General features: G+C 59.0%; 10 protein-coding genes. 7 read left to right on the forward strand and 3 right to left on the reverse strand.

Annotated features, from left to right (window positions below; all coding sequences use genetic code 11):
- The first annotated feature begins 41 nt into the window (after positions 1–41).
- The 3 genes from AC6I8F_RS17380 to AC6I8F_RS17390 all read left to right on the forward strand — a co-directional run bounded on the left by AC6I8F_RS17380 (position 42) and on the right by AC6I8F_RS17390 (position 3254).
- Complete coding sequence (locus AC6I8F_RS17380) at positions 42–701, forward strand: response regulator (RefSeq protein ID WP_021507795.1); 660 nt, start codon at positions 42–44, stop codon at positions 699–701.
- A complete protein-coding gene (locus tag AC6I8F_RS17385) occupies positions 698–2056 on the forward strand; it encodes a sensor histidine kinase (RefSeq protein WP_058759279.1) in 1359 nt (452 codons plus the stop codon). The genes AC6I8F_RS17380 and AC6I8F_RS17385 overlap by 4 nt, the downstream gene beginning before the upstream one ends.
- Before the next feature lie 331 nt (positions 2057–2387).
- Positions 2388–3254, forward strand: coding sequence for a nucleoside-specific channel-forming protein Tsx (locus AC6I8F_RS17390; RefSeq protein WP_021507798.1), 867 nt, complete (start codon positions 2388–2390; stop codon positions 3252–3254).
- 45 nt (positions 3255–3299) lie between these two features.
- Here the strand turns inward: AC6I8F_RS17390 and yjdN are convergent, their stop codons facing one another.
- Positions 3300–3737: a VOC family metalloprotein YjdN gene (yjdN, locus tag AC6I8F_RS17395; protein ID WP_136545657.1), complete on the reverse strand. Its 438-nt coding sequence runs from the start codon at positions 3735–3737 to the stop codon at positions 3300–3302.
- A 71-nt stretch (positions 3738–3808) separates the two neighbouring features.
- The gene (locus tag AC6I8F_RS17400; protein WP_021507800.1) at positions 3809–4708 is read right to left on the reverse strand and encodes a LysR family transcriptional regulator; all 900 of its coding nucleotides are present in this window, start codon (positions 4706–4708) and stop codon (positions 3809–3811) included.
- Positions 4709–4821: 113 nt separating this feature from the next.
- Here AC6I8F_RS17400 and AC6I8F_RS17405 point away from each other — a divergent pair, with 113 nt between their 5' ends.
- The 4 genes from AC6I8F_RS17405 to AC6I8F_RS17420 all read left to right on the forward strand — a co-directional run bounded on the left by AC6I8F_RS17405 (position 4822) and on the right by AC6I8F_RS17420 (position 10876).
- Positions 4822–6135, forward strand: a complete 1314-nt coding sequence (locus tag AC6I8F_RS17405; RefSeq protein WP_059011921.1) for an amidohydrolase — start codon at positions 4822–4824, stop codon at positions 6133–6135.
- Positions 6132–7577: a M20 family metallopeptidase gene (locus tag AC6I8F_RS17410; RefSeq protein ID WP_498028284.1), complete on the forward strand. Its 1446-nt coding sequence runs from the start codon at positions 6132–6134 to the stop codon at positions 7575–7577. Before AC6I8F_RS17405 ends, AC6I8F_RS17410 begins: the two co-directional genes overlap by 4 nt.
- 182 nt (positions 7578–7759) lie before the next feature.
- Positions 7760–9280 carry a p-aminobenzoyl-glutamate transporter gene (gene abgT / locus AC6I8F_RS17415; protein ID WP_498028285.1) on the forward strand — a complete coding sequence of 507 codons (1521 nt, stop codon included), beginning with the start codon at positions 7760–7762 and terminating at the stop codon, positions 9278–9280.
- Positions 9281–9466: 186 nt separating this feature from the next.
- The gene (locus AC6I8F_RS17420; protein WP_058770039.1) at positions 9467–10876 is read left to right on the forward strand and encodes an MFS transporter; all 1410 of its coding nucleotides are present in this window, start codon (positions 9467–9469) and stop codon (positions 10874–10876) included.
- Between the two features lie 139 nt (positions 10877–11015).
- Here the strand turns inward: AC6I8F_RS17420 and AC6I8F_RS17425 are convergent, their stop codons facing one another.
- On the reverse strand, positions 11016–14519 hold the full coding sequence (locus tag AC6I8F_RS17425) for an Ig-like domain-containing protein (protein ID WP_498028286.1): 3504 nt from the start codon (positions 14517–14519) through the stop codon (positions 11016–11018).
- Positions 14520–14576 lie beyond the last annotated feature (57 nt).

Consider the following 14576-nt stretch of genomic DNA (forward strand, 5'->3'; position numbering starts at 1 on the left):
TATCGGGCGCTACACTGCGACAAGTTATTCAGGAGGGCATCATGCGTGTGCTGCTGGTAGAAGATGATGAAATGATCGGCGCCAACCTGCAGCAGGCGCTGGAGGCCGCCGGCTGGTCGGTGGACTGGGTGCGTGACGGCGTATTTGCCAGCAACGCCTGGCAGGAAGGCGGTTACACCTGCGTCCTGCTCGATCTCGGTTTACCGCGTGAAGATGGCATCAATGTGCTGCGCCGTGCGCGCACGCGCGGTGACATGACGCCGGTGCTGGTGCTGACCGCACGTGATACCGTGCAGCAGCGCATTCAGGGTCTGGACAGCGGCGCCGATGACTACTTACTCAAACCCTTTGATCTGCAAGAGGTTCTGGCGCGTATGCGAGCCATCACCCGACGCCGCCACGGTGCGGCGGACTCCCTGCTGGGCAACGGCGACGTGCAGCTCGATATGATGACGCGTGAAGTGCTGTACAAAGGCCAGCGCGAGCAGCTAACCGCACGTGAATACGCCCTGCTCTATGCGCTGCTGGAACGCCCGGGCGCGATCCTGTCGCGTGAGCAGTTAGAAAACCGCATCTACGGCTGGGGCGAAGAGGTCACCAGCAACGCCGTGGACGTGCTGATTCACGGCATGCGGCGCAAACTCGATAACGAAGTGATTCGCAACGTACGCGGTCTGGGCTGGCGGGTACCGGCAATATGAGATCCTTTACGTTTATGCGGTCGCTGCGCAACAAACTGCTGGCCACGCTGGTGCTGCTGCATCTGGCGATGATCGGCGGTGTCACCTGGTATTTCTACCACTGCTATGGCGACATGATGGGCACCATGAAGGACGACCAGCTCGCCAAAATTGCCGATGCCTGGTCAAGCAGCCAGCGCATGCCGGCACTGATGCCGATGGTGATGCAGCAGGAGAAGCTGAAAAGTACCTATATCGTTCAGCTTTGGGATACCAATAATCACCTGCGCGCCAGTTCCTGGCCGGCGTTGCATGCGCCCCTGCAGAGCAAAAAAGGCTGGTCAGATTTAAAAGTTGGCGACTGCGGCGATGACTGCCAGTGGCGCGTTTACACCCGACCCGGCGAGCTGGGCAGCGAGATCGGCAATATTCAGGTGCTGCACAACGTCGGCTACATGAAGAGCCTGATGGTGAAACGCGTACTCTCCGCCATCATTCCGCTGATCCTGATGATGCCGCTGTCGCTGCTGGTGATCTGGCTGGTGGTCCGGGCCATTACGCGCGATCTGCGCGTAGCCTCGCGCCAGATTGCGGCGCAGGAAACCCTGCATCCGCACAGCGTGTCGCCGGACGGTCTGCCGGACGAAGTGCTGCCGCTGGTCGATGCTTATAACTCGCTACTGGATAAACTACGCGCGGCCTGGTCGTCACAGCGCCAGTTCCTTGAGGATGCCGCGCATGAACTGCGCACGCCGGTCACCGCCGTCACGTTACAGCTGGAGAACCTGCGTCAGCACATCCTGCCGGGCGAAGCCAGCCGCCAGTTTGATCAGCTGGAAGCGGGCGTCACGCGCACGCGCCATCTGGTGACGCAGTTGCTGAATATCTCACGCCAGGAGGATCAGTCCGTGGTCGCCAGCGTCGAGACCATTGAGCTTGATGACCTGCTGAAGGAGAGCATTGAGCAGCTGATGGTGGTGGCGGACAAGCGCGGCATTGATATCGGCTTCAACGGCACGGCGCACTATCGTCTGCACGCCAGCCGCTCCGATCTGCGCAGCCTGTTCGATAACCTGATCGGTAACGCCATGCTGCACACACCGGAAGGCAGCCTGGTGGATGTGCTGCTGCATCGCGTCGGTCATCATACGGTAGTGGATATTGTCGATAACGGCCCCGGCATGCCGGAGTCGTTTATCGAGCGCGCCTTTGATCGCTTTACCCGCTCGCCGGATGTCCAGGCGCAGGGCAGCGGCCTGGGATTATCGATCGTGCGCAGCGTGGCGCAAAAGCATCAGATGCAGGTGGCTCTGTCGAATTGCCTGAACCCGCAGGGTGAAGTGTGTGGCCTGCAGGTGCGCGTTACCCTACCCTGACGTCTTCCCTCCTCCGGCGCGATAATCCGCGCCGGCTATTTTCTTCTCCCGCCAGTTCTCTGCGTATCCCGACAACGTAAACGGTTGCGGGGTTCCGTTCGTTACACGGCCTTTATGTGATCAACTTCACATATTTACTGAATCGAAATGCAACACTTTTTGACAAACGTGATCAAAATCTATTTTCTATCGCTCTGTTACAGGCACATTACGCGGGCCTGAAAATCCGGCGCGTCAGACCGGCGACAACAGCACACTGCCCATCCCCTGGGATCGATTTCACCCGATCGCAGCATTTGCGCGGCGATCACGAGCAAGTGGTTAAAAAATAATGAAATTTAAAACACTGATAGCAGGGGCCTTACTGGCCAGTAGCTGGACCGGCGCCGCACAGGCGGCGGAAAGCGATCCGCAGTACCTTTCTGACTGGTGGCATCAGAGCGTGAACGTGGTAGGCAGTTATCACACCCGCTTCGGACCCCAGTTCAACAATGATGTGTATCTCGAATACGAAGCCTTTACTAAAAAGGACTGGTTTGATTTCTACGGCTACCTTGACCTGACCAACTTCTTTGGCGTGGGTAACAGCAATGCCAACGGTATTTTTGACCACGGTTCGCCGATGTTCATGGAAATTGAGCCACGCTTCTCCATCGATAAGCTGACCGGCACCAGCCTGGCATTCGGACCGTTCAAAGAGTGGTACTTCGCAAACAACTACATCTACGACATGGGTCGCAACAGCGATAGCCGTCAGAACACCTGGTACATGGGTCTGGGTACTGACATCGATACCCATAGCGATATCGGCCTGTCACTGAACGTGTACGCGAAATACCAGTGGGAAAACTACGGCGCGGCGAATGAAAATAGCTGGGATGGTTATCGCTTCAAGGTGAAATACTTTGTACCGATTACCGACCTGTGGGGCGGCAAGCTGAGCTATATCGGCTTCACCAACTTTGACTGGGGTTCCGATCTGCGTGACAAGTCTGACCGCTCGCGCACCAGCAACTCAATTGCCTCCAGCCACATTCTGTCGCTGAACTACGATCACTGGCATGTCTCTACCGTGGCGCGTTACTTCCACAACGGCGGCCAGTGGGCTGATGGCCAGGAGCTGAACTTCGGCAACGGTCCGTTTGAAGTGAAATCAACCGGCTGGGGTTACTACCTGGTGGTGGGTTACAACTTCTAAACCGCTTCCGGCGTGGCCGCTCACCATCGCGGCCACGCCAGTCTGTTACGCCTGTGGCTTCACCACGTTGATGCGCCATGGGATGCCAAACTTATCGATAAACATCCCGAAGCCGTTCGACCAGAAGGTTTTCTGCCATTCAGTGGTCACTTTGCCGCCCGCCGAGAGCTTATCAAACCAGGCTTTACCCTCCGCTTCATCTGGCGTGGCCAGGCTCACCGCATAACCGGCATGTTCAGACGCCGGTGGCTGGGCAGTATTGCCGTCACTCAGCATCAATTCGCCCTGACCGATACGCAGATGCGCATGCATGATCTTTTCTGGCGGCTGTGGTGACGCCGACCGATCGCCCACCTGTTCGCCCTGCTCCGGCATATCGCCAAACGTCATTTTTTGCAGAATTTCGCCGCCGGTGGCCTCCAGATAGAAGGCAATCGCTTCTTCACAGCGGCCGTAGAGAAATAAATAAGGACTCACCTGCATCGTAACCTCCGTTGAGAGTGCGTTAACGCGTGTCGTACACCTAAAGTGTAGACGATGCCGTTTTTCGCCCGTCACGGCTGGCAGTAGCGGCGGAACAGCTGCGCCATGTAAGCGCTCATCGGCGTCAGCGCGGTGTCTTTACGCTGAATCAGATAAAAGGTGGCTTTCGGCAGCGGATCGTCGAGATCCAGCGCGATTAGCTGCCCGCCGTGCGTAGGGTCTTCAATCACGTCGCGCGCAATGATGCTGACAAAATCACTCTTCGCCACCAGGCTGGTGCAGGCCATAAAGGTCTCGCAGGTCACCGCGATTTTAGGTGCCATGCCGCGCTCACCGAACAGGTCATGCAGCAGTCGGTAATAACTGCCCTGCGGCGTCGGCATGGTCCAGTCGCAGTGCTGCAACTCGGCCAGCGAGCGCGCATGCGCCATCGGATGCCCTTTACGCATCACCACCTGATACTCGCGCTGCATCAGCCGCTCGAAAATCAGCTCCTGATCGAAGTGATGCCGGTCGTAGGTGTTGATGGTGAAATCCAGCGCGCCCTGACGCAGTTCATGCACCATCGACACCAGCTGCCCCTCAACGATACGCACCTTCACCAGTGGATACTCACGATGAAACTGGGTTATCACCTGCGGCATCACGGTACGCGCAATGCTGCCGCCCACCCCAATATTCACTTTGCCACCGGCCAGACCGAGCCGCTGCTGGATATCCTCCTGCGCCACGCGCAGTTCCTCCAGCACCAGACAGGCATGACGAAAAAAGGTTTCACCGACATCGGTCAGCATCACGCCCTGCTGACGACGCTCGAACAGGCGCGCGCCCAGCGCCAGCTCCAGTTCCTGAATCGCTTTGGTTAACGCCGGCTGCGACAGGCCCGACAGCCGGCTGGCGGCGCGAATACTGCCCTGGCGCGCCACGTCAACAAAGGCGCGCAGCTGATGAAGTTTGAGATTAGCCGCCATGATCAGGTGATAACCGTTGTCTATCGGTCACAAGATATTCGCATCTTATGCGCCCTAATACCATTGTGTAGATTCGGTTGAATGCATAAAAAACCAACACTAAGGAACAGCCGATGAACACCCTTTCCGACCTCGTCAACGCGCGGATACCGCAGATGCAGACATGGCGCCGCGACCTGCACCAGTATGCTGAATCCGGCTGGCTGGAGTTCCGCACCGCCACGCTGGTGGCGGAAGAGCTGCATCGTCTTGGTTATCAGCTGCAGCTGGGCCGTGAGGTGATTGATGCCGATGCGCGCATGGGTCTGCCGTCTGCTGAAGTGCTGGCGCAGCAGGAAGCGCGGGCGCTGCAGCAGGGCGCGTTGCCACAGTGGCTGCCCCACTTCTCCGGCGGTTTCTGCGGCGTGGTGGCAACGCTGGACACCGGACGTCCCGGTCCGGTGATGGGCTTTCGTGTTGATATGGACGCGCTCGACCAGACGGAGAGCGCCGCCGCCGATCACCTGCCGACGCGCGAAGGCTTCGCCTCGTGCAATCCCGGCATGATGCACGCCTGCGGCCACGACGGTCACACCACCATAGGTCTGGCGCTGGCAGGCGTGCTGATGGCGATGAAGCACCAGCTGAGCGGTCGCATAAAACTCATTTTTCAGCCGGCGGAAGAAGGCGTACGCGGTGCCAAAGCCATGGTGGCCGCGGGCGTACTTGATGATGTCGATCTGTTCACCGCCATTCACCTTGGAACCGGCGTGCCGCCGGGCGAGATCGTCTGCGGCAGCGACAGCTTTCTCGCCACGACCAAACTGGACGTGCGTTTTACCGGGGTCGGCGCGCATGCCGGTGGCAAACCGGAAGAGGGACGCAACGCGCTGCTGGCGGCGGCGCAGGCCACGCTGGCGCTGCACACTCTGCCGCAGCACAGCGGCGGCGTGGCGCGCGTTAACGTTGGTGTCTTACAGGCCGGCAGCGGACGCAACGTAGTGCCGGATGTTGCGCTGATGAAGGTGGAAACGCGCGGCGCGAGTAATCAGGTCAACGACGATATCTATCAACAGGCGCTGCGCGTGATTGCCGGTGCCGCGGCGATGTACGGCGTTGAGCACGAGGTCACGCTGATGGGTGGCGCACGCAGCTGCACGCCGAGCCCGGCGTGGGTCAGTTTTATCCATCAGCAGGCCGAAGCGCTGGGTCTGTTCAGCTCGGTGATAGACAGCAAACAGCAGGCGGCCGGTTCCGAAGATGCCACCTATATGATGGAGCGCGTGCAGCAGCGCGGCGGCCAGGCGTCTTACGTCATCTTCGGCTGCGAGCTGGCGGCGGGCCATCACAATGCGCGGTTCGACTTTGATGAAGCGGTGATGGCTACTGCCGTGCAGATGCTGGCTACGCTGGCGCTTAATCAGACGCAATTCGGCGGTGCCCGATGAGCGCACACGACTTCATCGATCGCTACATCGACCAGCACCAGGCGCGTTTCAGTGCCCTCAGCGATGCCATCTGGGACGTGCCGGAAACCCGTTTCGAAGAGACGCAATCGTCTGCGCTGCTGGCCGATGCGCTGGCGCAGGAGGGGTTTGAGGTCGAGCGCGGCGTTGGCGGTATCGACACCGCGTTTATCGCCTCAATCGGCCACGGCCAGCCGGTGATCGCCATCCTCGGCGAGTTTGATGCGTTGGCCGGTCTGAGCCAGCAGGCGGGCTGCGCCACGCCCAGCCCGCTGGTGGAAAACGGCAACGGTCACGGCTGCGGCCACAACCTGCTCGGTACCGCCGGCCTGGCCGCCGCTTTCGCCATCAAAGCCTGGTGGGCAGAACAGGGCGGACGCGGCACGCTGCGCTTTTACGGCTGCCCTGGTGAGGAGGGCGGCTCGGGTAAAACCTTTATGGTGCGCGAGGGACTGTTTGATGATGTCGATGCTGCCGTGACCTGGCACCCGGAAGGCTTCAGCGGCATGTTCAACCTCAGCACCCTCGCCAATATTCAGGCGGCATTTCACTTCAAAGGCGTGGCGGCACACGCCGCCAACTCGCCGCATCTCGGGCGCAGCGCGCTGGACGCGGTGACGCTGATGAACACCGGCGCTAACTTCCTGCGCGAGCACATCGTGCAGGAGGCGCGCCTGCACTATGCGGTCACCCAGACCGGCGGCGTATCGCCCAACGTGGTGCAGGCCGATGCCGAAGTGCTGTACCTGATTCGCGCGCCGCAGCTCGACCAGGCGCAGGATATCTATCAGCGCGTGATTAACATCGCCAAAGGCGCGGCGCTGATGACTGACACGCAAATGACGGTGCGTTTTGATAAGGCCTGCTCCAACTATGTGCCGAACCGCGCGCTTGAGGCGGTAATGGAACGCAATTTGCAGCATTTTGGTCTGCCGGACTACAGCACGCAGGAACAGGCGTTTGCGGCAGAGATCCGCGCCACGCTGAGTAAAGACGATCTGCGTAACGCGCGACTGAATGCGGCGCGCACCGGCGGCGAAGCGGGTATCGCCTGGGCTGAAGCGCTGGGCGATAAAGTGCTGATGGACGAGGTAGCGCCCTATGCGGTCACGCGCGAGTTTCTGTACGGCTCAACCGACGTCGGCGATGTCAGCTGGGTGACGCCGACAGCGCAGTGTTTTGCGCCCTGCTTTGCCTTCGGCACGCCGCTGCACACCTGGCAGCTGGTGGCGCAGGGACGCACATCGATTGCCCACAAAGGGATGTGCCTCGCCGCCAAAGTGCTGGCCGCCACCGCGCTGACGCTGCTGCAGGATGATGCCGCGCTGGCGCGCTGTCGTGAAGAGTTCGACCGCGTGCGCCGCGAGCAGCCGTACGTGTGCCCGATTCCGGCCGGCGTGCAGCCATCGACATTAGCATCCTGAGTTCAGCAACGCATTACGCCAGGTGCGCATAAATGCGCACCCTACGAGGGCGTGACCGGTGGTCACCGCTCCTTACCGTGTAGGGTCGCCATTTATGGCGACCTGGTACCAACGCATCACCATTAAAAAAATATAAGCATTACGCAAACATAACTGACAAGACGACTCATGAGGATCTACCGATGGAAGTGATGACCGAAAATCGCAGTCCCGGCAAGCTGTTCAGCTGGATTGAGCGGGTCGGCAACAAAGTGCCGAACCCGTTCTTACTGTTTGTCTACCTGATCGTGGTGCTGATGATCGCCACCGCGCTTCTCAGCAGCCTCGATGTGACTGTTAAAAATCCCGCCAATGGCGAACTGGTGCGGGTCAATAACCTGCTCAGCGTGGCGGGCATTCAGTGGATCCTGCCCAACATCATCAAAAACTTCAGCGGTTTCACCCCACTGGGCTCCATTCTGGCGCTGGTGATCGGGGCCGGCCTGGCGGAAAAAGTCGGGCTGCTGCAGTCGCTGATGGTGAAAATGGCGTCGCGCGTCAGCCGTCGCTACGCCAGCTATATGGTGCTGTTTATCGCGTTCTTCAGCCATATCTCTTCCGATGCCGCACTGGTGGTGATGCCGCCGCTCGGCGCGCTGATCTTCCTTGCCGTCGGGCGTCATCCGGTGGCGGGCCTGCTGGCGGCGATTGCCGGCGTCGCGTCGGGTTTTACCGCGAATCTGCTGATCGTCACCACCGACGTACTGCTCTCCGGCATCAGTACAGAGGCCGCCAAAGCGGTCAGCGACACGGTCCATGTCAGCGTGATCGATAACTGGTTCTTTATGGCCAGCTCGGTCATCGTGCTGACCGTGGCCGGCGCGCTGCTGACCGATAAATTTGTCGAGCCGCGCCTGCCCGTCTGGAACAGCGGCCACCACGATCGCCTGCCACCGCTGACGGCGCAGGAGAATCGCGGCCTGAAGGCGGCCGGTCTCGCCGCACTGGTGTTCATCGGCGTGATGGCGCTGCTGGTGGTGCCGGAGCATGCGCCGCTGCGCAACCCGAAAACCGGCGGCATCATCCCTTCGCCGTTTATTCAGGGCATCGTGCCGATCATCATCCTGTTCTTCTTTGTGGTGGCGATTGCCTATGGCGCGGTGACGCAGCAGATTCGCCGCGCTGACGACATCCCCCGACTGCTGGTGGATCCGATGAAGAGCATGGCCGGTTTTATCGTCATGGTGTTTCCGCTGTCGCAGTTCGTGGCGTTCTTCAACTGGAGCAACATGGGCAAGTTTATGGCCATCGGCCTGACCGATGTGCTGGAGAGCGCCGGCATCAGCGGTGCGCCGGCCTTTCTCGGCCTGATGTTCCTCTCGGCGTTTCTGTGCATGTTTATCGCCAGCGGCTCGGCGATCTGGTCGATCCTTGCGCCGGTATTTGTGCCGATGTTTATGCTGCTCGGCTTTCACCCGGCGTTTGCCCAGATGATTTTCCGCATCGCCGATTCCGCCGTGCTGCCGCTGGCGCCGATGTCGCCGTTTCTGCCGCTGTTCCTCGGTTTCCTGCAGCGCTATCAAAAAGACGCGCAGCTCGGCACCTACTACGTGCTGATCTTCCCGTATCCGCTGGTGTTCTTTGTGACGTGGATCGCGCTGCTGCTGGTGTGGTATTTGCTGGGCCTGCCCATCGGTCCGGGCGTTTATCCGCATCTGCCCTGACCTGGCGCCATGGACGGCGTACTGCTTTCTGTGAACTGCAACGCACGTTGCCAAAATGTCACCGCTGCGCCTCTCGGCAACCCCGGACGAATTGATTATTCTGCTATTTCTTCGCTTGCTAACGGTTAATGATTTCTGACAAACCACCACCGGGCGGATCCTGCAAACACCGAGGTAACAATCATAATGACAACCACCTATTCGACAGGGGTGGCGACCGATCGCATCGCGACCGAACGCCAGACGCTGGCCGGGCGCATCGACGCCCTGCCCTCTTCCGCCGGGCTGTGGCGCTTTATTACGCTGCTGGCGCTCGGCGGCTTCTTCGAGCTGTACGATCTGTTTGAAACCGGCTACATCAGCGCCGGGCTGGTCGCCGCAGGCGTGTTCCACACCGGCGCCGCGGGCGTGTTTGGTATCGCCGATCAGGCGGCGTTCGCCTCGGCGACCTTTCTCGGCCTGTTTGTCGGTGCCAGCCTGCTGACGCCCTATGCCGACCGCTTCGGCCGTCGCCTGACCTTTATGTGCGCGCTGGCGTGGTACGGTGCGTTCTCACTGCTGATGGCGTTCCAGCACAGCGCGGAGATGATTATTCTGTGCCGCTTCCTGGTCGGAATCGGTCTGGGCGTCGAGCTGGTGACCATTGATACCTATCTGTCGGAGTGGGTGCCGGCCCATCTGCGCAGCCGCGCGTTTGCCTTCTCTTTTTTCATTCAGTTCCTGTCGGTGCCGACGGTAGCGCTGATGTCATGGTGGCTGGTACCGCAAACCCTGCTCGGCCTCGAAGGCTGGCGCTGGGTCGTGATCGCCGGTGCGCTGTGCTCGCTGGTGATCTGGTTTATCCGGAAAAATCTGCCGGAGTCGGCGCGCTGGCTGGCGCAGCAGGGGCGGCATCAGGACGCGCACCGGGTGCTGAGCGAGATGGAAAAACGCTGCGGCATCGCGCCGGGAGACGATTTCTCTCAGCGTGATGCGGCGACACAGCTGCCGAAAAAAGGGCGCTTTAGCGAAATCTGGGCACCGGCTTATCGCCAGCGTACGCTGATGCTGGTGGTGATGAACTTCTTCCAGGCGATTGGCTTCTTCGGCTTCGGTAACTGGCTGCCGGCGCTGCTGTCCGGCAAGGGGGCCACCGTCACCCACAGCCTGCTGTACGCCTTTTTCATCACGCTGGCCTATCCGCTCGGCTCGCTGATCTGCAGCCGCTACGCCGACCGGCTGGAAAACAAATGGCAGATCGTTTTTTCATCGCTGATGACGGTGGTGTTCGGCACGCTGTTCGCGCTGACCAGCAACCCGCTGCTGATGGTGGTGTGCGGTTTCCTGATCACCTACAGCAACGCCTGGCTCACCTTCAGCTATCACGCTTATCAGACTGAGATCTTCCCGACGCACATTCGTGCGCGCGCCGTTGGCTTCTGCTATTCATTCAGTCGGCTGTCGACCGCTTTCAGCAGTATTCTGATTGGCCTGATTCTGCAGTATGCCGGCAGTCAGGGGGTGATCGTGTTTATCGTGCTGAGCATGCTGATGGTGATGCTGTCGGTCGGGATTTACGGGCCGAAGACGCGGGGACTGGATCTGGAGAACATTTAAACCGGATGGGCGCAGGGTGGGCGGCGGCCGGTTCAGCCCGGCAATGCGCACCCTTTGGAGCGGCACGATTCATCGCGCGATAAATTGCGCCGCTACGTCCTGGTGCAAACTTTTGGGGGCGTTTCCGCCCCCGCCAGATTTACACCAGTTCGGTTTTCACCCCTTCCTGGATCAGCACGTCGGCATCGACGCCGCTGTGGCTGTAAACCTGATACTTCACGCCAGCCACCGTGGTGCTGCCCTGCTGTTTCACCCAATCGCCCACGTCACCGCCGTCGCCGAGGATGTCATCCAGTTTTACCACGTCCTGCGCATCGCCTTTGAACAGCAGCTGGGTTTTGCCGTCTTTCACGAACAGATCCTGACTTCCAACCTGCAGGATATCGTCAACCGCTACGCTCAGGACGTTTTTGCCGTGACCCGTCATATCGATGGTGCTGCCCTGCTTGCCCTGCGCCAGCACATCGCTCAGGGAAACGGCGAATTCATCGCCCAGGGTGATGACGGCAGGAACATCAAAGGTAGTGATACCGACATGATCGTCATGCATGCCCCATTCAACGTCACTGATGCGCACGCCGCCCGGATTGTTCACCGAATCCACTTCTGCCGGATTGACGCGCACCACGGCTGAACCGATCAGCTTACCGGCCGGGGCGTGGTACTCGACAATGTCGCTTCGCAGGGTGCCAGGGTGCGCCTTCAGCTCATAGCTGTGCAGCAATTTACCTTGCGTGTCATAGAAATCGATGTAATTGCCTTTGCTGTGCACATAATCCGATTTCAGCACCACTTTCTCCGCCACGCCGTCGAAATCCAGCTTCATCTGGCCGCCACGGCCAACAATGATTTCGCCATGCTTCAGCGTTTTTTGCTCGCCGCCGATATTCGGTCCTTTAATCAGCGTCATCTTCAGACTGTCGTCGATGGTATAACTGACCCCGGTTTTGAAGTCGATATAGCGCGGATGGCCGTTAGCGTCTTTCACCAGATCAGGTTGTCCACGAACCCGGCTGATTTCTTTAACCCCGATGTTATCGATAGCGAAATCGTTGCCGTTACCGTTATTAACCTCATTGGTTACCGCCACGCGAACCACCTCTGTTTTGCTGGCGGTATACAGTCCGCTGAAATGATTCCAGGCAGCATCCAGCCCCATATTAGGAATTACTTTCTGTCCATTAACGTCCAGACCGATTTTTGGTTTCAGGCTACCGCCAGGAATACGGTAGCCATCAAAATCGAACTGGTAGGTTTTACCCGCTTCGACCTGAATATAGCGATAAACCACTTCTCCTTTGAACCCGTTGGTGTTTGAACCGTTGGTCATGGAACCCAACTCATAAGAGGAATTGCCTCCGCTCCAGCGCTTAACCCCGATGTTGTCATTTTTGTGATACAGACCGCTGGCGATCCAGCCCTGCTGGGTACCGTCGTTGAAATTCCACAATAACCCCTTGTGATCGACCTTCGGCGGATCGACATTGATCTCCAGCAGAAAGGTTGGCGCATTCACATCACGAATGGCGCTATCACTGACCTGAAATTGCGTCAGTCCTTTCCACGGTGAGCGATCGTAAGACTGATAGCTCCAGTTACCCGTAGCATCCGCTGTGACCGAGTCCATTAATACCCAGTGGCCCTCAATATGGCAGCCGAAGATATACACCACCTTATTGGGTGCAGACGTGCCTTTCAGGGTTGGCGTCATATCATCGGTGATATCACCGCTTTTCAGCTGGCCCTGCTTTGGTCCGTTATCATCCCACGCAGAAATAATCTCCGTCTTGCCGGAGATAATCGTCAGGTCGAAAACGTCGGCGGCGGCGTCACGCACCGGGCTGTCTGAGACCTGGAACTCATATTTGCCAAAGCCGCCGCGTAACGCGCGCACTTCGCTTTGCCAGTGACCATGAGCATCCGCAACGGTGCTGCCGAGCGTCACCCATACCCCGTTCACGTGACGGGCATAGATATAAACCACGCTGTTCGCTGCAGCATGGCCTTTCAGCGTTGGCGTCAGGTCATCAGTGACATCGCCCTGATGCAGCACGCCGGTCTGCGCGCCAAAATTATCCCAGGCAGAAACGATACCGGGTTTTTCCGGCACCATGTTGAGACTGAACACCTCGGCGCTGGTGTCGCGATCAAAAGTTTTGGCAGCCTGAAACTCATAAGTGCCGTATCCCCCGCGCAGCGCACGCACTTCCGTTATCCAGTTGCCCCAGGCATCGGCCTTAACGCTGCCTAACACTACCCAGTGGCCATCAATATGCCGCGCATGGATATACACCATGCTGTTGGCTTCGGCTTTGCCCTGCAGCGTCGGCGCCATGTCATCGGTGGTGGCACCGTTGATTAATTTGCCCTGCTCGGGCCCGACATTATCGTGCGCCGTGTTGATGGTGGGCTTCAGGCGGGTGCCGTTGTCTGACACATACAGGTCGAACAGCGGCGCAGCGGGATCGCGCGTCGGGCTGTTACTGGCCTGGAAGTGATACGGGCCGGCCCCGCCATCCAGTCGGGCGATTTCCACCTGCCAGTGGCCAAAGGCATCCGCCTGGGTGCTGCCTTTCAGCCACCAGCTGCCGTTTTCGCGTGTGGCATACACGTAGACGATACTGTTGGCTTCCGCCGTGCCTTTGAGCGTGGGGGTGAAGTCATCGGTCAGCGCGCCGTTTTCCAGTTTGCCCTGTGCCGTGCCAAAATTATCCAGCGCATACTCAATCTTCACCGGCGCGGTGGGCACCACCGTATAGGTAAACGGCTCGCTCGCATCGCTCAACTCACCACGGTTATTTTGCGCGCGGGTAGTAATGGTGTTTTCACCGTAGCCCAGCAGATCAACGTTGCTCTCCCAGCGCCACTGCCCGTCAATCACCGGTGCCACGCCGACGCGTACCCCGTTGACGAAGATGATGACGTTTTCTGCGTCCAGCGGCGCGTTGCCGCTCAGGCGCGGGCTGCGATCGTCGCTTTCGCTACCGGCTTTGATCACACCGGTGTTCACCCCTTCATTATCATAGACTTCCAGCAGCTGCGGCTTATCGATGCGCGGCGAATTGACGTAAAGCGTATAGACCGGGGAATCAAAACTGACCTGGCCGAATTTATCGGTGGCGGTGACGTACAGGCGCTGTTCACCGTCACTCAGTTCCGGCGTAATGGTCCACTGGCCGTTTTTCGCCGCCTGCACGCTGCCAACCAGCACGCCGTTGCTGTACAGGCGGACAATGCTGTCCGGCTCGGCATAACCGGAAATGGCTGGCGTTTTATCATCGGTGAAGCCTTTGTTGCCAACCGGGCCCTGCACCGGTCCGAAATCATCCAGTACGCGCATAATTGCCGGCATATCGGGCGGGCTGAGATCGACTTCCAGCCGCGTCTGGAACGGAATCCCGGCGTTGCCGGCCCGGTCGAAAAAGCGGATGGTGAGATTGTGGCTCCCCTCTTCCAACCGCAGCGGCAACTGATACTCCCAGCTGCCGTCCGCGTTTACCTGCGTAGTAAACAGCTGGCCGTTAATGGCAAATTCGATATAGCTGACGCTCTTATCTTCAACCACCCCTTTCCAGTATTGATAAGGTGAATTGACGTAGTTCTCCTGCCCCGGTTTGGTCGGGTCGTAATAGCCTACAGACATATGGTCATCCTTTTCGCCAGAGTTAATATCGTTAAAGTAACGCTTAATAAGCGGCAG

The organism is gamma proteobacterium symbiont of Axiagastus rosmarus (assembly GCF_059730925.1).